Annotated in this window: 18 protein-coding genes; 9 read left to right on the top strand and 9 right to left on the bottom strand. The window is 37.0% G+C overall.

The features are described from left to right. Positions 1 to 714 (bottom strand): DUF434 domain-containing protein, encoded by a 714-nt coding sequence (locus tag VUJ46_RS19290; RefSeq protein ID WP_326982317.1) that lies wholly within the window; start codon positions 712 to 714, stop codon positions 1 to 3. Positions 715 to 1,145: 431 nt separating this feature from the next. Here VUJ46_RS19290 and xylA point away from each other — a divergent pair, with 431 nt between their 5' ends. From xylA to VUJ46_RS19265, 5 genes are all read left to right on the top strand, one after another. After that, positions 1,146 to 2,474 carry a xylose isomerase gene (gene xylA / locus VUJ46_RS19285; protein WP_326982316.1) on the top strand — a complete coding sequence of 443 codons (1,329 nt, stop codon included), beginning with the start codon at positions 1,146 to 1,148 and terminating at the stop codon, positions 2,472 to 2,474. 130 nt (positions 2,475 to 2,604) lie between these two features. Further along, positions 2,605 to 4,026 (top strand): D-xylose transporter XylE, encoded by a 1,422-nt coding sequence (xylE, locus tag VUJ46_RS19280; RefSeq protein ID WP_326982315.1) that lies wholly within the window; start codon positions 2,605 to 2,607, stop codon positions 4,024 to 4,026. Positions 4,027 to 4,303: 277 nt separating this feature from the next. After that, a complete protein-coding gene (locus VUJ46_RS19275) occupies positions 4,304 to 5,113 on the top strand; it encodes a retropepsin-like aspartic protease (protein ID WP_326982314.1) in 810 nt (269 codons plus the stop codon). A 212-nt stretch (positions 5,114 to 5,325) separates the two neighbouring features. Next, on the top strand, positions 5,326 to 6,360 hold the full coding sequence (locus VUJ46_RS19270; protein ID WP_326982313.1) for a LacI family DNA-binding transcriptional regulator: 1,035 nt from the start codon (positions 5,326 to 5,328) through the stop codon (positions 6,358 to 6,360). A gap of 479 nt (positions 6,361 to 6,839) precedes the next feature. Continuing rightward, complete coding sequence (locus VUJ46_RS19265; RefSeq protein ID WP_326982312.1) at positions 6,840 to 7,232, top strand: DUF3060 domain-containing protein; 393 nt, start codon at positions 6,840 to 6,842, stop codon at positions 7,230 to 7,232. A gap of 272 nt (positions 7,233 to 7,504) precedes the next feature. Here VUJ46_RS19265 and VUJ46_RS19260 read toward each other — a convergent pair whose 3' ends face one another. The 8 genes from VUJ46_RS19260 to kduI all read right to left on the bottom strand — a co-directional run bounded on the left by VUJ46_RS19260 (position 7,505) and on the right by kduI (position 17,623). Continuing rightward, positions 7,505 to 9,121: a UxaA family hydrolase gene (locus tag VUJ46_RS19260; RefSeq protein ID WP_326982311.1), complete on the bottom strand. Its 1,617-nt coding sequence runs from the start codon at positions 9,119 to 9,121 to the stop codon at positions 7,505 to 7,507. Positions 9,122 to 9,126: 5 nt separating this feature from the next. Next, on the bottom strand, positions 9,127 to 10,590 hold the full coding sequence (locus VUJ46_RS19255) for a tagaturonate reductase (protein WP_326982310.1): 1,464 nt from the start codon (positions 10,588 to 10,590) through the stop codon (positions 9,127 to 9,129). Between the two features lie 152 nt (positions 10,591 to 10,742). Beyond that, positions 10,743 to 12,269, bottom strand: a complete 1,527-nt coding sequence (locus VUJ46_RS19250; protein WP_326982309.1) for an MFS transporter — start codon at positions 12,267 to 12,269, stop codon at positions 10,743 to 10,745. Between the two features lie 162 nt (positions 12,270 to 12,431). Beyond that, complete coding sequence (locus VUJ46_RS19245; RefSeq protein WP_326982308.1) at positions 12,432 to 13,091, bottom strand: bifunctional 4-hydroxy-2-oxoglutarate aldolase/2-dehydro-3-deoxy-phosphogluconate aldolase; 660 nt, start codon at positions 13,089 to 13,091, stop codon at positions 12,432 to 12,434. Positions 13,092 to 13,329: 238 nt separating this feature from the next. Next, on the bottom strand, positions 13,330 to 14,337 hold the full coding sequence (locus tag VUJ46_RS19240) for a sugar kinase (RefSeq protein WP_326982307.1): 1,008 nt from the start codon (positions 14,335 to 14,337) through the stop codon (positions 13,330 to 13,332). A gap of 242 nt (positions 14,338 to 14,579) precedes the next feature. Next, positions 14,580 to 15,977 (bottom strand): glucuronate isomerase, encoded by a 1,398-nt coding sequence (gene uxaC, locus VUJ46_RS19235; protein WP_326982306.1) that lies wholly within the window; start codon positions 15,975 to 15,977, stop codon positions 14,580 to 14,582. A gap of 18 nt (positions 15,978 to 15,995) precedes the next feature. Next, on the bottom strand, positions 15,996 to 16,778 hold the full coding sequence (locus tag VUJ46_RS19230; protein ID WP_326982305.1) for a gluconate 5-dehydrogenase: 783 nt from the start codon (positions 16,776 to 16,778) through the stop codon (positions 15,996 to 15,998). An 8-nt stretch (positions 16,779 to 16,786) separates the two neighbouring features. Beyond that, positions 16,787 to 17,623: a 5-dehydro-4-deoxy-D-glucuronate isomerase gene (kduI, locus tag VUJ46_RS19225; RefSeq protein ID WP_326982304.1), complete on the bottom strand. Its 837-nt coding sequence runs from the start codon at positions 17,621 to 17,623 to the stop codon at positions 16,787 to 16,789. Positions 17,624 to 18,569: 946 nt separating this feature from the next. Here kduI and VUJ46_RS19220 point away from each other — a divergent pair. The 4 genes from VUJ46_RS19220 to VUJ46_RS19205 all read left to right on the top strand — a co-directional run bounded on the left by VUJ46_RS19220 (position 18,570) and on the right by VUJ46_RS19205 (position 25,909). Next, positions 18,570 to 21,518 carry a SusC/RagA family TonB-linked outer membrane protein gene (locus VUJ46_RS19220; protein WP_326982303.1) on the top strand — a complete coding sequence of 983 codons (2,949 nt, stop codon included), beginning with the start codon at positions 18,570 to 18,572 and terminating at the stop codon, positions 21,516 to 21,518. Between the two features lie 11 nt (positions 21,519 to 21,529). Then, a complete protein-coding gene (locus VUJ46_RS19215) occupies positions 21,530 to 23,353 on the top strand; it encodes a RagB/SusD family nutrient uptake outer membrane protein (protein WP_326982302.1) in 1,824 nt (607 codons plus the stop codon). An 80-nt stretch (positions 23,354 to 23,433) separates the two neighbouring features. Beyond that, positions 23,434 to 24,456 carry a pectinesterase family protein gene (locus tag VUJ46_RS19210; protein WP_326982301.1) on the top strand — a complete coding sequence of 341 codons (1,023 nt, stop codon included), beginning with the start codon at positions 23,434 to 23,436 and terminating at the stop codon, positions 24,454 to 24,456. A 40-nt stretch (positions 24,457 to 24,496) separates the two neighbouring features. Further along, positions 24,497 to 25,909, top strand: coding sequence for a pectate lyase family protein (locus VUJ46_RS19205; protein ID WP_326982300.1), 1,413 nt, complete (start codon positions 24,497 to 24,499; stop codon positions 25,907 to 25,909). Positions 25,910 to 25,946: the final 37 nt, after the last annotated feature.

The following is a 25,946-nucleotide window of genomic DNA, read 5'->3' as shown; positions in this document are numbered from 1 at the left end:
TTAAAAAAGCTTTATCAGATTTGCGGATCTATTTTCATTCTGAATTAAATATGCTGCAAGATTAAACCAATGCCCACAGTTATCCAGAATCCAGGCATCTGAAGACACGACAATCCCCGCGTTTTCAACTAAAAACCGATCCGGATTGAATTCTAAATATACTTCCCAATTCAAAGCCTTTCCCTGTGCAAACTCCTCGATCATTTGTTTTATTCTTCCGCTGTTAGAAACGGGTTGATCAAAGATCCAGATTATTTTTCCCAGTCTCAGCTGTTGAAAAAGAGATCCGATCATTTCAATAACTTCCAAAGTCTGATTAACCCTTTTATAAGTCCCATGAACCCCTGAAAGATCACGATAACAGCCATCCAAACCCTGAAAAATATATGCGCCTGAAAGTAAACTTTCCAGTAGAATCACAATGTTAAATCCATCCAGATAAACAGTCTTATTTTCTAAGTCCGACGCACCTAATTCTTTTGCTTTTCTCTCTATAATTTGAGCTTCCGAAGCCGCAGCTCCCCGAAAAGCCTGAATCTGTCTCGTTTTCAATCGATATCGGTTTCCCGCCAGATCACAGCTCGCTTTTTCAGCGTATCCGTGGCTCAGAAGATATTTTACATCGCGAACAGCCTTTTTTAGCTTTTCGATCTGTTTTTCTGAACCAAAAAGATCATCATCACCCGTATTTTTCCCGCGGTTCCTATTATTCATACCCAAAAATAGAATATTTAAAGAAAAATGCAGAGGAGACCATTCAAAATTTTCCGTCAATTTCCAAAAATTAGAAAGTCAGTGATAAAATCGGGAAAAACAAACTCCATTAAAACCGTGTAAAATTCATTTTTTATCGTAAAAAATAACAGGTAAATCAAGTCTTATCCACTTGTAAAATAATCAAATAACAGCACCCTTATCATACAAAATAAGATATTTAAAAAATCTCATTGCATATTATATAAAATTATTACATTTAGGGACTTTCAATTATTAATAAATCATGAACATTGATTAACATTTTATATTGAAAACTCTTTTTGAGCCAGAATTTCTAAAATAAACATTTTGATCAAATTCAATTTTAGGATCACATCGTTCAAAAAGCGCAATCGATTGCATGAGAATAAAAATTAAACAACACTATAATGGCTATTATAACAGGCAACAAAGAATATTTTAAAGGCATTGGAAAGATTCAGTTTGAAGGAAGAGAATCTGATAATCCGCTGGCTTTTAAATTTTATGATGAAAATAAAATCGTTCGCGGAAAAACGATGAAGGAATATTTCAAATTTGCAACCGCTTACTGGCATACATTCTGCGCAACAGGGGGAGATCCGTTCGGTGTGGGAACTCAGCAATTTGATTGGTTAACGTCCAGCGATGTTAAGCAAAAAGCAACCGAAAAAATGGATGCTGCATTCGAATTTTTCACAAAACTAGGCGTTCCTTACTACTGTTTCCATGATTATGATTTGATTGATGAAGCTGATAATTTCATTGAATCTACAAAGAGATTAGAATTCATCACCGATTACGCTAAAGAAAAACAGGCGGCTTCCGGTGTTAAACTATTGTGGGGAACTTCCAACTGCTTTTCAAATCCGAGATTTATGAACGGGGCGGCTACCAATCCCTCTTTTGATGTTTTGGCTTACGCGGGAGGTCAGGTTAAAAATGCGTTGGATGCAACCATTAAATTAAATGGTGAAAACTACGTTTTCTGGGGTGGTCGTGAAGGCTATATGTCTTTATTGAATACCGATATGAAACGTGAGCAGGAACACTTGGCTCAATTTTTACATTTGTCCAAAGATTACGCGCGTTCACAAGGATTTAAAGGCGTCTTTTTCCTTGAACCAAAGCCAATGGAACCTACAAAACATCAATATGATTTTGATGCCGCAACCTGCTTAAATTTCCTTCGTCAATATGATTTATTGGATGACTTTAAGCTTAATATTGAAGTGAATCACGCAACTTTGGCTCAACATACTTTTGAACATGAACTGCAGGTTGCTGCCGATAATAACGTATTGGGAAGCATTGATGCTAACCGTGGAGACTACCAAAATGGTTGGGATACAGACCAGTTCCCTGTTGATTTGTATGAAATGACACAGGCTATGTTAGTGATTATCCAAGCCGGAGGTTTCCAGGGCGGGGGGGTGAATTTCGATGCAAAAATCAGAAGAAACTCAACCGATCTTGAAGATATTTTCATTGCTCACATCAGTGGAATGGACAATTTTGCAAGAGCATTTCTGGCAGCAGATGCTATTTTAGAAAAATCAAAATATACAGAAATCAGAACCAACAGATATTCATCTTTCGATTCAGGGAAGGGAAAAGATTTTGCAGAAGGAAAACTTTCCTTAACTGATCTGGCTTCACACGCGGAAGGTCTTGGAGAAGTAGGCAGAGAAAGCGGAAAACAGGAATATCTGGAAAGTTTGATCAATCAGTATTTATAGTTTTTTCAAAACATAAATGACACGAATAACTGCACAGATATCAATACTAAAATATTTGTGTCATCAGTGAAAATAGTTGTGCTATTTGTGTTTAAAAAAAATTTAACCATAATTAAAACTACATGAAACTATGCAAATAATAGATTCCGGACCCCAATATTCTTCGGGAGCAAAAGCAGAGATCAACATGACCTATGTTACTGTGCTGACATTGGTGGCGACATTAGGCGGACTTTTATTCGGTTATGATACGGCTGTAATTTCCGGAGCAGAAAAGTCTATTCAGGAATATCTGATCATCCCATTGGGATTGAGTTCTCTGGCACACGGAGCCACAATTTCGAGCGCACTGATCGGCTGTATTATCGGAGGTGCTGTTTCAGGATATTTTTCATCAAAACTGGGAAGAAAAAAATCTTTGATGCTGGCTGCATTTTTATTTTTCATCAGTGCTTTGGGAGCTGCTTATCCTGAATTTTTATTCTTCAAGCACGGCGAACATTCTATAGGTGTTTTGCTGGCCTTCAACTTTTATCGAATTATCGGAGGAATCGGCGTTGGGTTAGCCTCAGCCGTTTGCCCGATGTATATCGGAGAGATTGCTCCGGCGGAAGTTCGCGGAAGATTGGTTTCATTAAACCAGTTTGCGATTATCTTCGGAATGCTGGTGGTTTATTTTGTCAACTGGGGAATCGCAGATGGAAAATCAGTAGAGTGGATTAATGATATCGGCTGGCGCTATATGTTTTTATCATTAACCATCCCTGCTGCGCTATTCGGAATTTTGTTATTTTTTGTTCCTGAAACACCGAGATATTTAACCTTAATCAAAAAAGATGATGAAGCACTTAAAATTTTAACCAAAATCAATGGTCAGCTTCGCGGTCATCAGATTTTTAATGAAATAAAAGGCACTGTTGCCGAACATAAAAGTGAGATTTTCGCTTTCGGGAAAACGGTCATCATTATCGGGATTTTGCTTTCTGTTTTTCAGCAGTTTGTGGGAATTAACGTTGCTTTGTACTACGCACCGAGGATTTTTGAAAGCATGGGCGTTCATAAAGATGCTTCCATGTTACAGACTGTAGTGATGGGATTGGTTAACGTAGTCTTTACCGTTGTCGCGATTTTCACCGTTGATAAATGGGGAAGAAAACCTTTACTGATCGTTGGTTCCATCGGAATGGCGATCGGAATGTTTGCCATTGCTATTTTCTCCTATCTGCATATAATCGGGATTGCAACATTGGTATTTATCATCGTTTATACGGCATCTTTCATGATGTCCTGGGGGCCGATTTGCTGGGTTTTAATCTCAGAACTCTTCCCTAACAAAATCAGAGGAGGGGCGATTGCAATTGCCGTTGCCGCACAATGGGCAGCCAACTATTTAATTTCATCCACTTATCCTTTCATGATGGAATTCAGTGGGGCGTTTACTTACGGCTTTTACGGCGTGATGAGTGTTTTATCCTTACTTTTCGTTTGGAAAATGGTTCCTGAAACGAAAGGAAAATCATTAGAGGAAATAGAAACCCTTTGGAAAAAATAAAAATTTCTTACATCATACACACTTAGTTAGGTGAAGGACATCATTTTTTGATGTCCTTCATTATTTTTACTTACGATTTGCTTCACTAAGCTTAAAAACATGCTTTATCAAATCAATTTGTTGGTTCTTCTTTGCTCGCGTGAATATTTTTTACATTTAAATTAAAACTTAAACATACTCTAAAATTCATGATCAAACCTCATTGAATTTTATTATTTTTAAACCATTCATTCAATCGGATATAAACATCTGAATTAAGCTAAATTTAAACTAAGCCATGAAAAAAACACTTTACTTATTCGCTGTTGCGGCATCCGGTTTTTTATTTTCTCAAAAAACACCTATTACGCTCCTTCCTTCCGGACATATTGTGGCGAAAGCTACTATTGAAGGGAAAGAAGGGAACTTTATTTTTGACACAGGAGGCGGAATCAATTTATTTTTTGACAGTTTTGCTAAAGATTTAAAACAGAAAACAACCTACAATTTCCTGACTGCTTACCGCGCAACGGGTGAAAGAATGGATATTCCGGTATTTCAGAGCAGTGAAGTTTCGTTTGCCGGAAAAAAATTCGCCAACATTCCCTACTCTACTTTTGATATGAAACTCAATGGGATCGACGGACTGATCTCACTTCCCATGTTCAGCGAAACCGATTTTATTATTGATTTTGATAAAAAAGAAATTAATTTAACTGATCTTTCCAAAGAAAAAAACACCAAGGTATTTGATATTCAGATTACCACAAATGCGGATAAATCGTTGGATATTTTCACGTATATCATGCTTAATGATCAATATAAAATTCAGGTTTTATTAGATTCCAGAGCGGGAAATGATTCGTTCTGGATTAGTGATAAATTCATAAAAACCTTAAACATCGATAAAGAAAAACTACAAGTTCTGGAAAAGAAAAGTGAATTTGATGAAAAGGTCGTTACAAAATTTTTTAAAGGTTCTTTGTCATCTATTTCGAATAAATATGTAACCCTGAAGGATCCGAAAGTGATGTTTGTGGAAGGTCTTATTTATGAAGGAAAAACGAGCATCAACTGGTTCGGAAAAAAAAATAGGCATCAGCCTTAAGAATAAAAAAATGTACCTTCTGGATTAGTATCCGTGTTAATAACGAGCGAATAGCCGACGGCATTGATAAAAATGATGATCAGGTTTTCCCGTCGGAAAATTTACTTATAAAATAATACTTTTTTACAGTACAGATATGCTTTATTTGATTAAATTTACGTCAATAATGTATATCCATCCGATGGATAGAAAACAGCAATAAAAAAACTTATATGATAAAAAAAAGTGCCACGATATATGATATTTCGAAGAAGCTAAATGTCAGTGTGGCAACTGTTTCCAGAGCATTGAACGATCACCCGAGAATAAGTCAGGCCACAAAAGATCTTGTAAAGAAGACGGCAAAAGAAATGAACTATAAGCAGAATAATCTTGCTAAGGCCTTAAAAAGTGGAGAAACCAAAAACGTAGGAATTATTGTTCCTTTTGTAAATACCAATTTCTTCTCCTCGGTGATTCGCGGAATTGAAGAAGAACTTTCGCCTTTCGGCTATCACGTTATTATCTGCCAAAGCCACGAAGATGTAAATATTGAAAAAAAGCATCTGAATACTTTACTCAACGCTCAGGTGGACGGCATTTTCATGTCGGTTTCTAAAACGACAATCGATACAGAACATATTCAGAACATTTTAGATACCACCAATACGCCGATTATCTTTTTTGACCGTAAAAAGGATATTTCAGGAATCAGCACGGTGGTGATTGACGACTACAGAGGAGGGTATATTGCGACTGAACATTTAATTAAAGAAGGCTACAAAAACATTTGTCATTTCGCGGGAGATCTGAATCTTGAAATCTATCAGAACCGTTTGAATGGTTATAAACAGGCCTTAGTAGATCACCATTTACCTGTAAAGGAAGAAAATATTTTGCCTACAGGCAGTTCTATCGATGCAGGAATTGATGCTATTAAAAAGCTATGGGATAAAAAATCGGTTCCGGATGCTATCTTTTCGTCGAGTGACTTTACGGCATTGGGCGCCTGTCAGGAACTAAAAAAGCGTCATATTAGAGTTCCCGAAGAAGTTGCCGTGATCGGTTTCTCCAATGAGCCATTTACCCAGTTTATGGAACTTCCGATAAGTTCTGTAGACCAAACCCCGGTGACCATGGGAAAAATGGCAGGACAGGTTTTTCTGGAAAGAGTAAAAGAAAACAGCTCAGGTATTTCCATTGAGAAAAAAGTGGTTCTGGAACCGCAGATTTATATCAGGAAGTCTTCTAAAAAAGGGCAGCTTTAATCATTATCATTCTAAAAGAATTTAAACTTATATAAAAAACAGCTTCAGAAAAAGTTGTTTTTTTGTCTTGGAACCTAAGAAACAAAAATTCAATACTTGGAATTTTCCACTAAAGAACAGTTTTATTCTCTAAAAGTCTCATAACTTTTGCGAATGGAAATAAGCTACATGATTAATTGTTTGTCTCACACACGAGCAGTACGATTTTTTACGCTCGCAAAACTATTTTTATCTACACTCTGCTTCGGATGTTGATTTTTACAAACATCCTCCTAGAACTTCTGATTAAAATATTAGACAGTATGTTCGCACCCTTGTGAGGAAATATAAAAAAGAGCATTCTATAGCCGTTGATTTAAAATGAAAACATACCTTATTTATTCTAAGTCTACATCAATTTTATAATCATTTAACTTTTAAAAAGTCCATAAGAATTCATTTTATACTTATATTTACCTTCAACTAAATTAAAATTCAATATGAAAAAGATGAAAACAGCGGGAATCTTAGCGATTCTCTTTCTGGGAACGGAAACCGTTTTTTCTCAATCCAGAAAAACAGAATCCATTAAAGGGGTAGAAAAAACAGATAACAATAAAAAAATACAGGTAGAAGGCATCGGTCATAAGCTTACTTATACCCTTAACGGAGGTACTGTTGATGTGGAAGGAGGCGATAATACGATCACCATAAAAGGGAGTGCAAAGAAAATTTCTGTTTCAGGAACCGGAAATACGGTATACATCGATAGAGTAGATAACATCGAAATGGAAGGAGGTAACAATACCATATTCTATAAAACTTCAGGTACAAAAAGCGGGAAACCCAACACTTCACTGACGGGGATAGGAAATAAAGTAGCAAAGCAATAAATATTATTAACACTTAAAAATATACCTATGTCACGGATTTTTAGTCTGTGACATTTTTATTATGGAGGACTAATTTAAGTTTTGGCTAAAGCCAATATGAATTGTGTATTCATTAAACGGGCTAAAGCCCGTTTCTATTGATATAAATATCTTGATTAGATTATACTTATATTTATTCGTGTAAAAAAGTGCTACTCGTGTTTAAAAGAAAATGCTCCTCACCGAAGTAAGAAGCATTTTCAACCCTAATATTTATATAATTAAAACAATAATTATAAAGAAACACCCCTTCTCCAAGGGATGAAATCATTCTGATTCAGTAGATCGGCTTTGGTTTTTACTTCGCCGCTTGCTACTTTTATAATATATTCTAACAATTCATCTGCTGCTTCAGGAATGGTTTTGTCTCCACTAATCACTGTTCCTGCATTAAAATCGATGATATCTGACATTTTCTCAGATAAAATCGTGTTTGAAGAAATCTTCACCACCGGCGAAATAGGATTTCCCATGGGTGTTCCAAGACCTGTTGTGAAAAGTACAACTGTTGCTCCTGAACCGACCAAAGCGGTGGTACATTCGGCATCATTTCCGGGGGTACATAAAAGGTTAAGCCCAGGTTTAGTAGCATATTCTGTAAAATCCAACACTTCCACAATCGGTGCGGCTCCTCCTTTTTTAGCGGCTCCTGCAGATTTCATAGCATCGGTTATTAAACCGTCTTTAATGTTTCCGGGAGATGGATTCATATCAAAACCTGATCCTGCTGCGACTACAGATTTCTCAAAATCCTGCATCAGTTTAAGGAATTTCACACCATCTTCATCGTGGATACAACGGTTCACCAGCTCCTGCTCTACTCCACACAATTCAGGGAATTCAGCAAGCATGGTTGTTCCGCCCACTGCCGCCATAATATCGGAAACTTCACCTAAAACAGGGTTTGCTGAAATTCCTGAGAAACCATCTGAACCGCCACATTCCAAACCGATATTCAGTTTGGTGATGGGTGCAGGTTTTCTTTCAATATCGTTGGCTTTTTTAATTCCTTCATAAGAATCTTTAATCACACCGGTTAACATTTCGTCGATCGTTCCGGATTTCTGCTGTTCGTATACGACAATCGGTTTTTTGCTGTTTGGGGCCAAAGCGTGAAGTGCATCCATAAAGATTTGCACCTGAAGGTTTTGACAACCCAAACTGAGAACCGTTGCACCCGCAACATTTGGATTGTTCACATATCCGGCAAACAATCTTCCCAATGCTTCGGCATCCTGACGAATTCCGCCACAGCCCCCTTGATGTGTGATAAATCTAACATCAATATTTTTAAAAACTCTGGTATCTTCTTCCTCTTCCACCGCCACATCTGATGTTTCGCCACCATTTAATAATGATCTTAATAGCAGTTGATGTTTGCTTGCTTTATCGTGAAGCAATTCTTTTTCGAAGATATTTTTCAGCGTTTCGATATTCTTGTTTTCGCAGAATACCAAAGGAAAGAAAAGCCAGACATTTTCTGTTCCCACCTGTCCGTCTTCACGGTGATATCCCATGAAAGTACGGTCTTTCCATTTATCAACATTGGGTGGAGTCCAGCCTAAAGTAGCCGTTTTCCCTTCTACTTTTGCGCTTTGGTGTTTTACGTTTTCAGTTGTAATGACTTCTCCTTTTTTGATGGACTGATTCGCCTTTCCAACGATTACGCCATACATAATGATATGGTCGCCATCTTCAAAGTCTACGGCCGCGAATTTGTGTTTCGCCTTCGTGTCTTTTATAATTTCGTAAGTAAGTTCACCCAAAGTAACCGTTTCCCCCTGCGCCAGATCTACCAGCGCCACCACTACATTATCCTTGGGATTTACTTTTAGTACTTTCTTTTGCATTTTTTCTAAGAATAAAATTGTATAAAATGATGATATGCAGTTTCTACGCCGTTTTGGTCTATTTCCCACAAAGCTTTTGCCACTGCATCTTTCAGGCCTTCAACCTGAGTAAGGTCTGTATCCCAGAAAGTAGTTTCGCTTAATGAAAGTTCTGCTACTTTTCCGTAATCTTCGTTTGCCCAGATTTCTTTGAATTTAGCAACAATAGCTTCTTCATCATTAATCGGTAAAGCTTTTTCGCCAAAACTTCCCTGATAGAACCTGATCAAACTTGCTAAGGAAAATACCAGATTCAATGGTAATTTTTTATTGATTTCTACGTAGCCTAACAAGCTGGGAAGGATTCTCACTTTAAATTTAGAAACAAAATACAGCGCGATACTTGCCTGATAATGTTTAATAAAAGGATTTCTGAATCTATCGAAAACTTCTTCTGCAAAATCTTTTAATTCAGTTTCATCTAAACCTAAGGTTGGATTAACTTCATTAAATACCGTTTCACTTAAAAATTGACCGATAAACGCATCATCAATAGATTCTTTTACCGTTTCTTTTCCTGCTAAAACTGCCGGAGCCAACATCAGGGTATGGCCGCCATTCAGGATTCTTACTTTTCTTAAACGGTAAGGTTGGATATCATCAACAACCAAAATCTGTTCGTTGATTTTGTTGAATGGAATTCTTTCATTTAAATTTCCAGCTTCTTCAATTACAAAAAGAAGGAAACATTCTGAAACCACCATCATCTGATCTTCATAATCCAGTTGATCTTCATACGCTTCTGCATCGTTTTTAGGATAACCCGGAACAATCCTGTCAACCAATGTATTATGGAAATAATTATTTTGGTTAATCCATTGCACAAATGATTCTTCTAAATTCCAAAGCTGAGCATATTTTAGGATGATATCTCTTAATGCAAAGGCATTGTTTTCAATTAATTCACAAGGAATAATTCTCAAACCTTTATCAGCTGTACCATTGAAATGCTTGAATCTTTCGTAAAGTAAAACTGTTACTTTCGCAGGGAAATTCTTATGCGGACCTTCGTAAGAAGTCTCCGTTTCATCATAAGCTATTCCTGTTTCAGTGGTATTTGAAAATACAAATTCCAATTCTTCTTCTTTCGCTAAAGCTAAGAATTCATCATAATTTGCATAAGGGTTAATCGATTTCTGAATTGCAGAAATCACCTGCTTTTCATCAATAATTTCACCTTTTTTAATTCCTCTTGTAAAAAGCGTATATACATTATCCTGCTCTTCCAGTTTATGAACCGAACCGTTCGGAGTGGGTTGTACATTAACAATTCCACCTTTGAAATCAGTTTCCTTGTTTAATTTATCGATCACATAATCGGTGAATCCTCTCATGAAATTTCCGCCACCAAACTGTACAATTTTGATTGGTAATTTTTCCTGAGAACCATTTAATTCACGATTTAATTTTTGTTTTATTTGATTTTCCATCTTTTCTAATGTTGCTTGCGCTTGTTTTTAACGCAAAGGGCGCAAAGTTTTTTTCGACTACTAATCGTTTTTAAGTTCGCAAAGGCGTTTCACTTAAATAAGATCACGAAGTTTTTTCTTAATCAAACCTTTAAGGTTTAAGGCTGAATATTTTATTTAATTACTTTATATTTTGGAACCAATGTTTTCATCACGCTCCATGCGATCAGGTATGCTACAGCACACACTGAGAAAATAATCATGTATCCTTTATCAATTCCGTCTACGACTACTGCGCCTGATTTTTCTAATTGTTCAAAGAATCCATCTGGTAATCTTTCGTTGATGTATTGTGGATATTTTTCCAATAAAGGTGTTCCGTCAACCGTTGACCAAGCTTTGTGAGCATGATCGAACAAAACTCCTGAGGATTTATTGATGATAAATGAACCAATTCCACCTGCCATTCCACCAATTCCGGTGATCGTTGCAATCGCTTTTTTCGGGAACATATCGCCCACTGTTGAGAATATGTTTGCCGACCAGGCTTGGTGTGCCGCTCCCGCTACGCCAATGATTAAAACAGGAATCCAGTAGGTTGCTGAACCAAGAGGTTGTGCTAATAATGCTAATAAAGGGAAAAATGCAAAGATCAACATGGCTCTCATTCTTCCTGAGTAGGCGTTCATTCCTTTCTTTTCCACAAAATATTTTGGTAGCCATCCTCCGATAATCGACAATAAAGTGATCATATAAAGAATGAATAATGGGAATGCACTTTGCGTGGAATCCATTTTGTATACCGAGCTTAGATAAGCCGGAGTCCAGAATAAAAAGAACCACCAGACACCGTCTGTCATGAATTTTCCGAAAGCAAAAGCCCAGGTCTGTCTGTAGCTGAAACATTCTTTGAATGTGAACACTTTTTCAGGCGCTGATGTTTCTTCAACGGGAAGATCATCCTGATCCTGATTGATATATTTCAGTTCATGTTCGTTTACTCTTTTATGTTCGTGAGGTTTTTTATATACAAATACCCAAAGTCCCATCCATACAAATCCTAACGCCCCAATGATGATAAATGCCCATTCCCAGCCCATTGCTTTTGCAATGAAGGGGATTGTAAGCGGTGCTGCCAAAGCTCCAACGGTAGCTCCTGCATTCCAGATACTTGTAGAAAATGCTCTGTCTTTTTTAGGGAAATATTCAGCGGTCGTTTTAATTGCTGCCGGAAAATTTCCAGCTTCTCCGATCGCCAATACAAAACGTGCAAAAATAAATAGTGTTACACTCGTACTGATAATCGCTGAAGTATTGGATATCGTACCGATCAATTCTTTAGAACCATGAAAACCGGCAAACCAATTTCCTGTAAGAATTCCCGAAGTGGCAATTCCACAGAATGCATGTAAAACCGCACCAACAGACCAAACTCCGATTGCCCAAAGGAAACCTTTTTTGGTATCCATCCAGTCTACGAATTTTCCTGCGAAAAGCATTCCCACGGCATAGAAAATAGAGAATAATGCGGTAATATTTCCGTAATCATTATTGTTCCAGTGAAATTCCGGAGCAATGAAATCTTTCCATGTTAAAGATAAAACCTGACGATCCAGATAATTAATGGTGGTCGCCAAAAACAAGAGCAGACATATCGTCCATCTGTATTTTGTAGGTTTAAGAGATTTAACTGAACTCATATTAGTTTTAGAATTAGTTAGTTTTTTGAATATTTTTTAATAATGATTCTTGTTTTTAACGCAAAGTCCGCAAAGATTTTTCTTGACTACTAACTGTTTTTAAGTTCACAAAGGCGCTCTGTTAACCAAGACAGCAAAGTCTTTTGCTTTACGTTATCATTATTATTTTAAAGTCTGAATGATATCAAGTACTTTTTTTGTTTCGTTTTCAATCGTTACATAGTCTTTTGCAGCCATCAACTCTTTACTCACAAGCTTGCTTCCCATTCCTACCGCAGAAACTCCGGCTTTGAACCAGCTTTCGATACTTTCTTTCGTGGTATCTACTCCACCGGTCGGCATAAATTTCAGATTTGGAAAAACATCTTTGATCGCACTCATAAATCCTGCTCCCAAAGCATTTCCGGGGAATAATTTAATAAAACTTACTCCTGCTGCTTCAGCCGTGATGATTTCAGTTGGTGTCATACAACCCGGACTGTACAGTAGATCTTTAGGAATTAAAAATTCCGCCACTTCTGCTACAAAACCCGGACTGATAAAGAAATCTGCTCCTGCATTGTAATAGGCTTCTGCCTGCTGTAAATTCTTAATAGTTCCGATTCCTAAAAGCATTTCCGGCATTTCTGCATTACGGATTTCCACCATTTTGGTGAAATTACTCAACGCCGATTCGCCACGGCTTGTATATTCCACTGCACGGATTCCCGCTTTGTAAAGTGCTCTTAATATATCTAACGTTACCGTTTCATCAGCATTATAATACAGTGGCAAAGCGCCCTGACTAATGATGGTATTGGTAACTGATTGAATTTTTGTCATTTTGTTTGAATTATTTTGTTAAAATAATCTTTGATAGGGTTCTATCCATCCTTTAGTGTGCTGTTACTTAATTTTTTTATCTTTTTTGAACACGGAGTTCACAAAGATTTTTATAATTACTAACTGTTTGTAAGTTTCACAAAGCCGCTTCGCTTACAAAAGATCATAATAGCTATGGCTTAGACTTTCTTTGAAAGGGTTGCTAAAAACTATCAACCAGCAACTAACAACAAAGTCTCTATCTCTTGATTCGTCCTCCCGAGTTTCCAGCCATTACTTCCAGAATATCTTCCGCGCTGCTGTAGTTGATATCTCCTAAAATCGTGTGTTTGATCGCACAGGCTGCATTGGCAAAATTCAGGGCTTTTTCGTCATCAAAATTAATCAGGCCATAAATTAAACCCGCGGCAAAAGCATCTCCCGTACCGATTCTGTCGACTACATTGTCTATTTCTAAAAATACCGTTTCAACATAATTTCCGTTGATCAAAGCTCTTCCCTGTGTTTGCTGAGAACTTGCCGTAACCCCGATTCTTATTTTATCGAAAATTTTATGGATTGATGGACATTGTCTTTTTAATTCTTCACAAGCTTCCAGGAAACCTTGTTGATCTGATGAAAACTGAGTTCCGAGAATTTCATTGATTTCATTCACACCACCGATAAATATTGTTGATAAAGAAACCAGTTCTTTCAACACTTCATTTCCGTTTTTACCATATTTCCAAAGGTTGGAACGGTATGCGGGATCAGTTGTCACTTCAATTCCCAATTCACGGGCGGTCTGTAAACCTTCTTTCAAAGCTTCATAAGCCGTTTCAGAAATTCCCGGGCTAATGCCTGTCCAGTGGAAATACCGGCAGCCTTCCAATGCTTTCTTCCAGTCGATTTTATCTGGCTGAATATTGGCGAAAGAACCGTTCAATCTGTTGTAAGCAATTCTGCTGGCACGAACTGAAGATCCTACTTCTAAAAAGTACAGCCCCAGAGGATGTTCATTTTTAGAAATAAAATAGGTATCAATTCCAAAGCTTTTTACAAAAGAAAGCGCAGATTCACCTACAAAATCATCAGAAACACTACTGATATGTCTCACATCACAACCCATTGTTGCCAATGAAGAGGCTACATTCAGCTCTGTTCCGCCGAAAAAGAATTCCATTTCGTGGCTTTGCTTCATGGTTCTGTTGCCGGGTGGCGAAAGTCGCATGATGACTTCTCCGAATGTGATTATTTTGTTGCTCATAGTTTTAATTAACTCTCTTTATTTTAACCACAAAAGGCACAAAAGTTTTTGACACTTTAGTCATCTTGAAGTTTAATATATTGAAAATATGAAGATCACATAAGTTTAAAAATCAAAGATTTTTATACGTTTCTTTAACTTTCGAGGATCTCATTATTTTAAATCTCTCACAGATTAAGCAAATTTTGCCAATTTAAATAATTTGCGTAATCTGCTGAATCTGCGAGGGACATTATTTAAATTTAAAAATCAAAATAATTTTTAGCATTATGATAACAAATATCAGAAATTATTTTCCCAACATGCTCAATATCATCAGGTAGCTCTCCATTTTTCATTTCTTCACCGAATAAGTTACACAATACTCTTCTGAAATATTCGTGTCTCGGGAAAGAGAGGAAACTTCTGGAATCTGTTAGCATTCCAACGAAGCAGCTGATTAATCCCATATTGGAAAGGGCATTCATCTGCTTGATCATTCCATCTTTCTGATCCAGGAACCACCATCCTGAACCGAACTGTACTTTTCCTTTGATGCTTCCATCATTGAAATTTCCGATCATTGTTGCGAAAATTTCGTTGTCAGCAGGATTTAGATTATATAAAATAGTTTTAGCCAACTTATCTTTTCCGTCTAAAGCATTCAGTAATTTAGACAGCGTTTCAGCCTGAACGAAGTCACCGATAGAATCCCAACCCGTATCCGGACCTAAAATTCTGTGCATTCTTTCATTATTATTTCTCAACGCTCCTAAATGGAATTGCTGAACCCACCCGAATTTATGGTAAGCTTCACCTAAGAATAAAAGGATTGCAGTTTTAAATTGATTCACCTGCTTTGCAGCGATTACTTTTCCTGAAATTTTATCATTGAAAATAGCGTTTACTTCTGCTTCTGAAGCTTCTTCGAAAGAAATATTGTTCAATCCGTGGTCGCACAGTCTGCATCCGTTTTCGTGGAAATATTCAATTCTTTTAGTTAAAGCATCACACAAAGTCTGATAAGAATTGATTTCAATTCCGGCAGATTCACCTAATTTAGAAATGTAATCTGCAAAGTTGTGGTTTTCAATTAAAATCGCTTTATCAGGGCGGAAAGCGGTGCTTACTTTAATCGAGAAATCGCTTTTCGCTAAATCCTGGTGATAATTCAAAATATCTGTAGGGTCTTCCGTTGTGCACAGAGATTCTACATTCATCATTTTTAATAAACCTCTTGTTGATTTTTCAGGAGTCTGAAGCTGAGAAGAGATGTTATCGTAGATTTCTGACGCATTATTTTCATTCAATAACTCATCGATTCCGAAATATCTTTTCAGTTCCAAATGCGTCCAGTGATACAAAGGATTTCTCAATGTATAAGGAACTGTTTTAGCCCAAGCTTCAAATTTCTCTTTGTCTGAAGCGTCTCCCGTAATGAATTTTTCATTCACGCCCATCGTACGCATGGCTCTCCATTTGTAATGGTCACCCGCAATCCAAACCTTTGAAATATTTTCGAAAACGGTATCTTCGGCAATATCATTAGGCGTTAGGTGATTGTGATAATCAATGATGGGTTGTTTTTCTGCGTATTTGAAGTATAATTCTTCCGCGTATTTATTTTGTAATAAAAAATTATCTGTAATAAAAGATTTCATTGTTGTTCAGTTGTGGTGTTACTCGTTAGAAGGTTTTCCGATGGTTGCCAAAATTCCGCCATCTACGTAAATAATCTGTCCGTTGATGAATCTGCTTGCGTCAGAAGCTAAGAAAATAGCCGTTCCTGCAAGATCTTCTGGATTTCCCCATCTTCCTTCCGGTGTTCTGCTGATGATAAAATCGTTAAAAGGATTACCATCTACCCGGATTGGTTCTGTCTGAGAGGTCGCAAAATATCCCGGACCTATTCCGTTCACCTGGATATTGTGTTTTGCCCATTCTGTCGCCAGATTTTTGGTAAGCATTTTCAGTCCGCCTTTTGCAGAAGCGTACGCCACTACATTATCACGCCCGAGCTCACTCATCATTGAGCAGATGTTGATGATCTTTCCGGATTTTCTTTTGATCATGTGTTTTCCAACTAATTTGGACATGATAAAAGGTCCCGTAAGATCCACATCAATTACTTTTCTAAAGTCTTCCACCTCCATCTCCAAAGCCGGAATTCTTTTGATGATTCCTGCGTTGTTGACCAAGATGTCTATTTTTCCATGGGTAGCTTCCATTAAAGCAACTTTCTGAGCTGCCTCCAACTCGTCAGTGACATCAAAAAGATAACCGGTTGCGCTATATCCTTTAGAATGATAATAGTTTAAAGCTTCCTCTAATTTTGAAGGTGTTGTGCTTGTAATCGCCAATTCAGCACCTGCAGCGGCAAGACCTTCTGCCATTGCCATTCCTAATCCGTGAGTACCGCCTGTAACAACGGCAACTTTACCGGATAAATCAAATAAATTCATTAGAAAAATTACTTTAGTTCGTTAGTTTTAACAGCGTCCATATCGCCGTAATCCATATTTTCTCCTGCCATTCCCCAGATAAAAGTGTAGTTGGAAGTTCCAACCCCTGAGTGAATAGACCATTCCGGAGATAATACCGCTTCATTGTTTTTCATAAAGATATGACGGGTTTCATTCGGCTGACCCAGGAAATGGCTTACTGCCTGACCTTCCTCCAGATCAAAATAGAAATAAGCTTCCATTCTTCTGGTGTGCGTGTGAGAAGGCATGGTGTTCCAAACGCTTCCTTCATGCAGTTCGGTCATTCCCATTTGCAGCTGGCAAGTTTCCAATACACTGTTCACAATCAGTTTATTGATTGTTCGTCTGTTGGCATATTTTGTTTCGCCTAATTCTACAATTTCAGCTTCGTTTTTTGTGATTTTCTTTGTAGGATAAGCGTGATGAGCCGGTGCAGAATTGAAATAAAATAAAGTCTGACCTTCATTTCCGTTTTCAAAAATAACATCTTTTGCTCCTTTTCCGATGTATAAAGCTTCTTTATTTCCCAGTTCGAAAACTTCACCATCAACAGTCACCTTTCCGGCAGCACCTACATTGATGATTCCCAATTCTCTTCTGTCTAAGAAATTTTCAGCTTTAAGATCGTCTGTTGGCTCCAGTTTCAAAGCACTTTTTACAGGCATTGCTCCTCCAACGATCATTCTGTCGTACATAGAATATACTACATTGATCTGATCTTCATTAAATAAATCATTCATCAAAAACTCCCTTCTCAAGTCTTCAGTTGTGTATTTTTTTACATCATCCGGATGATGGGCGTAACGAAATTCTGATTTTGTCATACTACTTTATACTTTTTCTTTTGCGGTTTTGTGAAAACCTGTTAAACACTGCGTAATCGATTGCATAAATTACACTAAAATTCTGTAGAAATACTTGTGGGATAAATATATAATTATTCTTCAATTAGTTAACAATAAATTCATTTTAATTTGTAATTAACTGAAAAACAATATAATAAAATTTAAATCCACAAGAAATTAAGAAAATTTTCACGAAAATAGTAAGGTTTTGTTTAACCAAAATTAATGCTTAACTATGGTTTAAATATAAAATCGTGCCAAAATAAAACTGTAAAACAACAGCTACCGAATCGACAATAAATATCTAAATATACTCTACATCTAATAGATATTAAGTTCAATCTTTAATAAGTACAAAATAAGGTTAGAAATATTCACCCAAAAAGGTGACAAAAATCAGGAAAACTGTATTTTTTTTACTCTTGAGCATTAATTTGGGGATTTTATTCAGGCAAAAAAAGTGATATTTTTAAGAAAATTTTAAGTTTTAAATCATTAAACAGCGCTTAAATTGAAAACTTATTAACAATAGTTATCAATTAACACGATAACAACAATTAATTAATATTCAATTAATTACAAAAAACTAACTAACAAATGTTTTATTAAATTTCCACACTTAAGCAATCAATTTAATGAAAAAATAATATTTTTTTCTTTGTGTAATGGAAAATAATATTAGTTTAGAAGCCAAGATATTTTATAATGAAAACTTACGCAATCGATTGCACTCTAAATGCGTAATTCTTTCGGAGAATATTGACCACTAGAAACCCTGTAGAATACGTACAAATCCACTAAAAACACAAAAGACAGAGATAAAACTTTCAACCAAGAATTAAAACTATAAGGATACAAAATGGATAAAAGAGTACAATCAATAAAGTGGTTATATTTAACTGTTTTTCTACTTCCAGTCCTTGCTATGGCTCAAGAAAAAGAACCGAAAAAGGAAAAAGAAACTAAAATCGACGAAGTGGTTTTGGTAGGATATACCAAAGTTTCTAAAAAGGATGTTACCAATTCTGTTGCTTCTGTAAAGGCAGATGCAATTAAAGATATGCCTTCCACCAATGCTGCCGAAGCTATCCAGGGAAGAATGGCCGGAGTACAGGTTTCGTTAAGTGAAGGTTCTCCTGGCGCGGACGTGGATATCGTTATCCGTGGAGGAAACTCTATCACGGGGAGTAATGCACCACTCTATATAGTAGATGGGGTACAGATGGATAATGCACTATCTATCTTATCTCCAAAAGAAATTGAATCTATTGAGGTACTAAAAGACGCGTCTTCCACCAATATTTATGGTGCAAGAGGGGCGAACGGTGTTGTTTTGATCACGACCAAAGGAGGACGTAAGAGAGCCAAAACATCAATCAACTATAACGGGTTTCTAGGAGTAAGAAAAATACAAAACACAATTGATGTATTAGATCCTTACCAATATGTGCTCTATCAATATGAAGCGTATAACAGAGGCGGAGTACAGACCGATATGGATGCATTTGTCACACGATATGGTACTTATGATAAACTTGAAGACTACAAAAAACTAAAAACAAGAGACTGGCAGGATGAAGTATTCGGAAGAGAAGCCTTCAACTTTACGCACAATCTTTCTGTAACCGGAGGATCAGATAATTCATCGTTCTCATTATCATTAAATAATATGCAGGAAGACGGAATCATGATTGGTTCCGGATTTAAAAGAAACATGGCCAACTTCAAATACGATTATGATATTTCGAAGAAGTTGAGCATGACTTTGAATGCCAGATACAGCAGACAAACGATTTTCGGGGCAGGAACATCTTCTACAGGTTCTCAAGGAACAAACAGATTGAGAAATGCCGTGAGATACCAGCCGTTTGAAGGTGGATCTAATGTAAATGTGGACGATTTCGATCCGTTATTTGCGAATGAAACCAATCTTGTAAACCCTATTCTTTTAGCGAATAACGAGATTAAAGAAAACGGAAGAAACGATTTATTATTAAACGGAACTTTAGAGTATAAAATCAGTAAAGATTTTACCTTCAGAAGTGTAATCGGATATGTACAGAGAGATGAATACATCAATCAGTTTTCAGGATCTATCACTTCTGTTGCAAGACAGAATAACGATCAGCCTGTTGTTGTTTTAAACAAATCTCAAACAAGAAGAATTACCAATACCAATACTTTAAACTACCGCAAAACATTCGGAAACCATAAAGTAGATCTATTGGTAGGTCAGGAAATGGTAAAAACTGATGGAGAATCATTAGCAATGACCATCAAATGGTTCCCTAAATCAATCAATGCGGAAGAAGCATTTGCAAACATTCAATCGGCATCGCCTCCACCAGGATTGGTACAGGATGCGCCGAGAGCAGGAAGAAACCCTGATCGTTTGGCTTCATTCTTTGGTAGAGCCAACTATATTTTCAAAAATAAATACATCCTTACCGCTTCCATGAGAGCAGATGGTTCCAGCGTTTTCGGACCAGGAAACAGATGGGGATATTTCCCTGCTGCTTCTGCCGCTTGGAAAATTACTGAGGAAAATTTCTTAAAAGAAAGCCAGACCATCAGCGAATTAAAACTTCGTTTAGGATATGGTCTTTCCGGAAATAACAGAATCGGATCTTTCTTGTATGATACGTTCTTTACAACATCGTCTGATTACGGATATGCTTTCGGAACCAATGTAACTCCGGGAGCCACTACAGGTAATATCCTGGCGAATAAAAACGTAAAATGGGAAACGGCAACGTCTAAAAACATTGGTTTAGATTTCGGATTTTTCAAAGGAAAAGTATATGGTGCTTTAGATTTATATCAGACCGATACGAAAGATTTATTACTTTTAGCACAGATTCCTAAAACAACGGGATACGAATATCAATATCAAAACTCTGGAAGCACGACCAATAAAGGGATTGAATTTTCCATAGGAACTACCATTATCAGTAATGATAAGTTCACTTGGAAAATGGATGCTAATATTTCATCAAACAAAAATACCATCAAAAGCTTAGGGAATAATGCTTCTCCAAGTTCTTTTTCTTACCTATATCCTTCTGGTTGGCAGAACAGCTTAAATGATTTCCTGGTACAGGTTGGTAAGCCAGTAGGTACTTTCTGGGGATATCAAACTGCTGGAAGATATGAAGTAAGTGATTTTGATTATAACCCAACCACTCAGGTTTATACGTTAAAAGCAGGCATTCCAAGTTCGGCAGCAGCAGCAAATGGTGCAAAGCCAGTACAGCCGGGAGATCTTAAACTTCAGGATCTTAATGGTGATGGTGTAATTGATAATAAAGATATGATGGACCTAGGAAATGCACAGCCTAAGTTCTACGGTGGGTTCAGCCAGACTTTCCGTTACAAAAACTGGGATATGAGTATGATGTTCAACTTCTCAGTGGGTAATAAGGTATATAACGCCAATAAAATAGAATATTCAACACAATATTTATACAAAGACAATAATATGTTGGCAGAAGTTGCCGACAGATGGAAATGGTTTAATGCTGCCGGAGAAAAAGTAAACGATCCTACAGCATTAGCTGCATTAAATGCCAATACCACAGGATGGACTCCTCCTGCAGGTGCTTATTTCTTACACTCGTATGCTATTGAAGATGGTTCTTTCCTGAGGTTGAACAACATTACAGTGGGCTACTCTCTCGGAAAAGAATTTACTAAGCAATTAGGTCTTTCAAACTTCAGATTGTATTTTACCATGAACAATGTATTTACAATCACTGGATATTCAGGATATGATCCTGAGGCCAATACCAGAAGAAATCCTTTAACACCAGGTGTAGATTACGCTGCTTATCCAAGAAGCAGATTTATCTTATCAGGCGTTGACATCACTTTTTAAACTCTAATATTATGAAGAAGAATACATTTTTAGCCATAGCATTTTCCATTGCAGGATTGATATCTTTAAATTCATGCGAGCAATACTTGGATGTGGAAAGTCTTTCCAATACCGCTGAAGCACAGCAATTCGACTCTGCTTCCGATACTTTCTCTGCCCTTGTGGGAGTATACAACGCCACTATGGGTGACAATACTTATGGTCAGAGAATGAATCTTATCCTTACACAAGCCGGAGATGATTTAAGAACTTCCGGAGACTATAATGCCAACGACAGAAGAGGAATCAGCTGTTTTGGCGCCATACCTACCAATACCGAACTTTTAAGACCTTTCTTAGATACTTATGCTGGTATTGAAAGAGCGAATCTTGTGATTAAAAACATCCCGCTTTCGCCGGTATATAAAACAGGCTCTGATGCAGATAAAAAATTAATGGACAGATATTTGGGGGAAGCCTTAACGCTGAGAGCTCAATTCTACTCTGATCTAATTAAAAACTGGGGCGATGTCCCTTTTCAGGATGTTCCTTCAGCAGATTTGACGGATTTATACCTTCCGAAAACAGACAGAGACCTTATTTACGATAAAATTCTTGATGACTTATTAAAAGCAGAAAGCCTTGTGCCTTGGAGATCTGAAGGCGGAACAACCGCTCAGAGAATTTCAAAAGGTGCTGTAAAAGGTTTAAGAGCAAGAATCGCTTTGGCAAGAGCAGGATATTCATTGAGAAGAGCCCCGCAACAAATGCTACAGGGTTCTAATCCCCAGAAGTATTATCAGATTGCTTTTGATGAATGTAAAGACATTATCAATTCTGGTCAGCATCAGTTAAATCCGAGCTACGAAGGAATGTTCAGAGCATTGCACACCAATTCTCAGGATGCTACAAACGAGGTAATTTATGCTATCGGAGCATTCGGAGGAAATTCAAGAACAGACTCTAAAATAGGTTACTACAATGGGTTGAGACACGATGATACTGACTGGAAATCTTCAGGAGGAATCAGTGCGATCCCAACGTATTTTTACGAATTCAGCAAATATGATTTAAGAAGAGACATCAACGTCGCTATCTTCAGAGTAAATACAACAAAACAGGAGGAACTTCAGACTTCCATCAACTGGAATGACGGAAAATTCAGAAAATCATGGTCTAATATCACAGGTACTTCTCAAAACTTGGGTATTGACTGGCCTTTATTAAGATATTCCGATATTTTACTAATGTTTGCAGAAGCAGATAACGAATTACACGGAGCACCTTCACAAGATGCGATAGATGCAGTAATGGCTGTAAGACAGAGAGCCTATACAGGTAACATTGGCCAGGTGGGAACAATTCCGACAAGTAAAGTCGCATTCTTCAATTATATTGTTAAAGAAAGACAATTGGAATTCGGTGGTGAGGGATTAAGAAAGTATGACCTTATCCGTTGGAATCTTCTAGAAACTAAAATCAATGAAACCAGACAAAAACTGACTGATTTTATGAATGGTACGGGTGCTTACGCTAATGTTCCTGAATATATTTTCTATAAGAAAGTAGCATATGACAAGTCTAAAACAGCTCAGCAGAATATTTCTGATATTGATTTCTACACAGCAGCGGGAACTGCAAAAGCGGATATTTTCTATAGCCCTAATCAAAGTGTGGCAACACCTTCAGGCTATACAAAAGTAAACTGGAGACTGGCGATGACTCAACCTTACATCAGTGGAGACCCAATCAAGAGTTACGCATACTATTTCCAGCCTAATAAGCGAGAATTGCTTCCCCTAGCGCTGGATGTTGTTAACTCCAATTATAATCTTACTCAGGACTACGGATACTAGAAAAAGTTTCACATTCATATCAAAGAATACAGGCTTATTCCCGAAAAGGAAAGCCTGTATTTTAACTAAAAAGATTTTCAATGAAAACTTCCACTTTTATTAAAAATTTACAATCACTTTCAATATTTTCTATCGTATTGTTAAGTCTTCTTTCTTTTAAAACTGCCGATAAAACGATTGTGGTTTCAAAGGACGGAAAAGGCAATTTTACAACGATCCAACAAGCTATAGATGCCGTTGAAAATGGTTCTTTCACAAGAACAAAAATTGTAGTAAAAGCAGGAATTTATAAAGAAAAAATCATCGTTTCTGAAACTAAAGGAGCGATTCTGCTGGAAGGAGAAAATCCTCAAAGCACGATTATTACTTATAATGACTTTGCCTCAAAAAAGAATGCTGAAGGAAAAGATATCGGAACGACAGGTTCTTCAACGATTTTTATTTACTCCAATGATTTTACGGCAAAAAATATTTCGTTTGAAAACAGTTCAGGAAGAGTCGGACAGGCGGTTGCTGTTTTAACCTCAGGTGACAGAATTGCTTTTGAAAACTGCCGATTCTTAGGAAATCAGGATACGCTATATTTAAAAGGTGTTCAGGATTCTGCGGATAAAACAAGACCTTCAAGAAATTACTTTAAAAACTGCTACATCGAAGGCACAACCGATTATATTTTCGGAGCCGGAACTTCGGTTTTTGAAAACTGTACGATTTATTCTAAAGAAACAGCAAGCTACGTGACAGCCGCTTCTACTCCACAGGAAAACGAATTCGGATTTGTTTTTATCAATTCTAAAATTATCGGTGATGCTAAAGAAAATTCGGTGTATTTAGGAAGACCTTGGCGACCTTTTGCAAAGACGGTTTATATTGATTGTGAGATCAATTCAACCATAAAACCTGAAGGCTGGCACAACTGGAGCAAGCCTGATGCGGAAAAAACTACTTTTTACGGCGAGTTTAATTCAAAAGGTTCCGGGGCGAATGCCGCAAAAAGAGTTTCATGGTCGCATCAATTAACAAAAGAAGAAAGAAAAAAATACACAATAAACACGATTCTGAAAGGAAAAGACAACTGGAATCCTATAAAAAATTTAAAATAAATTAAACCTAAAATTTATAAACACCAAAGAATTTTCAATCATGAAAAAACACTTCACAAGACTATTCACGATAGGAATTTTATGCGGTATTTCCACACAGATTAACGCTCAACAGGTGTTAAGTTTTCCCGGTGCTGAAGGCTTCGGAAGATACACAACGGGCGGTCGTGGCGGAAAGGTTTATTTTGTGACAAAATTAACGGATGATGGTTCGGAAGGAACTTTGAGACATGCTTTAGATCAAAAAGGTCCGAGATATATTGTATTTAAAACAGGAGGAACTATTTATCTTGAATCTCCTTTAAAAATAAAAGAAGGCGACGTTACGATTGCCGGACAAACTGCTCCCGGAGAAGGAATTACGGTTGCCAATTACGAAACTTTCGTTGGCGCAGATAATGTGGTTATTCGTTATATGCGTTTCAGAATGGGTGATCAAAAGAATGTGGAAGGCGATGCTTTGGGCGCAAGATTCATCAAAAATTTAATTGTTGATCATTGTTCGATGAGCTGGTCTACGGATGAAACGGTTTCCATTTATGTCAATGAAAATACGACGCTTCAATGGTGCGTAATTGCTGAAAGTTTAAGAAACTCGGCTCATCCAAAAGGCGCTCACGGATATGGCGGAATTGCAGGCGGAAAATTCGCGAGTTTTCATCATAATATCTATTCCCACCACGACAGCAGAAATCCGAGATTAGGAGAATATGCGGGAAGCAAATTTGCACTGACTGACCTTACCGATTTCAGAAATAATGTGATCTACAATTGGGGACACAACAACGTCTACGGCGGTGAAGGAATGAATGTCAATATTGTGAATAACTATTACAAACCGGGACCTGCAACGATGACCAGACAGCGAATTGTCGCTATCGACAAAAATGAAAAACCGGAGACCGAAGTGTACAATATCTGGGGAAAATATTACATCAATGGAAATGTAATTGAAGGAAATCCTGAAATATCAAAAGATAACTGGACACAAGGCGTTTTTGCGCAGATGAAACCTTCTTATAATTTGACGGATAAAGATAAAAATTTGATTAAAATTAATCAGCCTCATGATATCCAGAATAATATAAAAACAGATGCTCCGAAAGAAGCTTATAATAAAATTCTGCAGATCGGAGGAGCAAGTTTGGTAAGGGATGCCGTTGATTTACATGTTTTAAAAGATGTAAAAAATGGAAGTTTTACGTATAATGGTTCAAAAGGAAGTTCAAACGGAATCATCGATTCTCAAAAGGATGTCGGTGGGTTTCCAGACTTGAAACAAGGCAAGCCTCTACTCGATTCAGACAACGATGGAATGCCCGATGAATGGGAAATTAAACATAAATTAAACCCGAAAGTTGCCAATGCCAACGGAAGAGATTTAGATAAAAATTACGATAATATTGAAGTTTATTTTAATGATCTTGTCAAAAAAATAACTGAGAAACAATAAGCAATAACCATGAAAACTTTTTGTTAAAAATCAGTCA

It is taken from the genome of Chryseobacterium sp. MYb264 (assembly GCF_035974275.1).
In the GTDB taxonomy this organism is placed as follows: domain Bacteria; phylum Bacteroidota; class Bacteroidia; order Flavobacteriales; family Weeksellaceae; genus Chryseobacterium.
The sequence above is the reverse complement of the archived record's forward strand: the minus strand, read 5'-3'. Positions and strand labels throughout refer to the sequence as shown.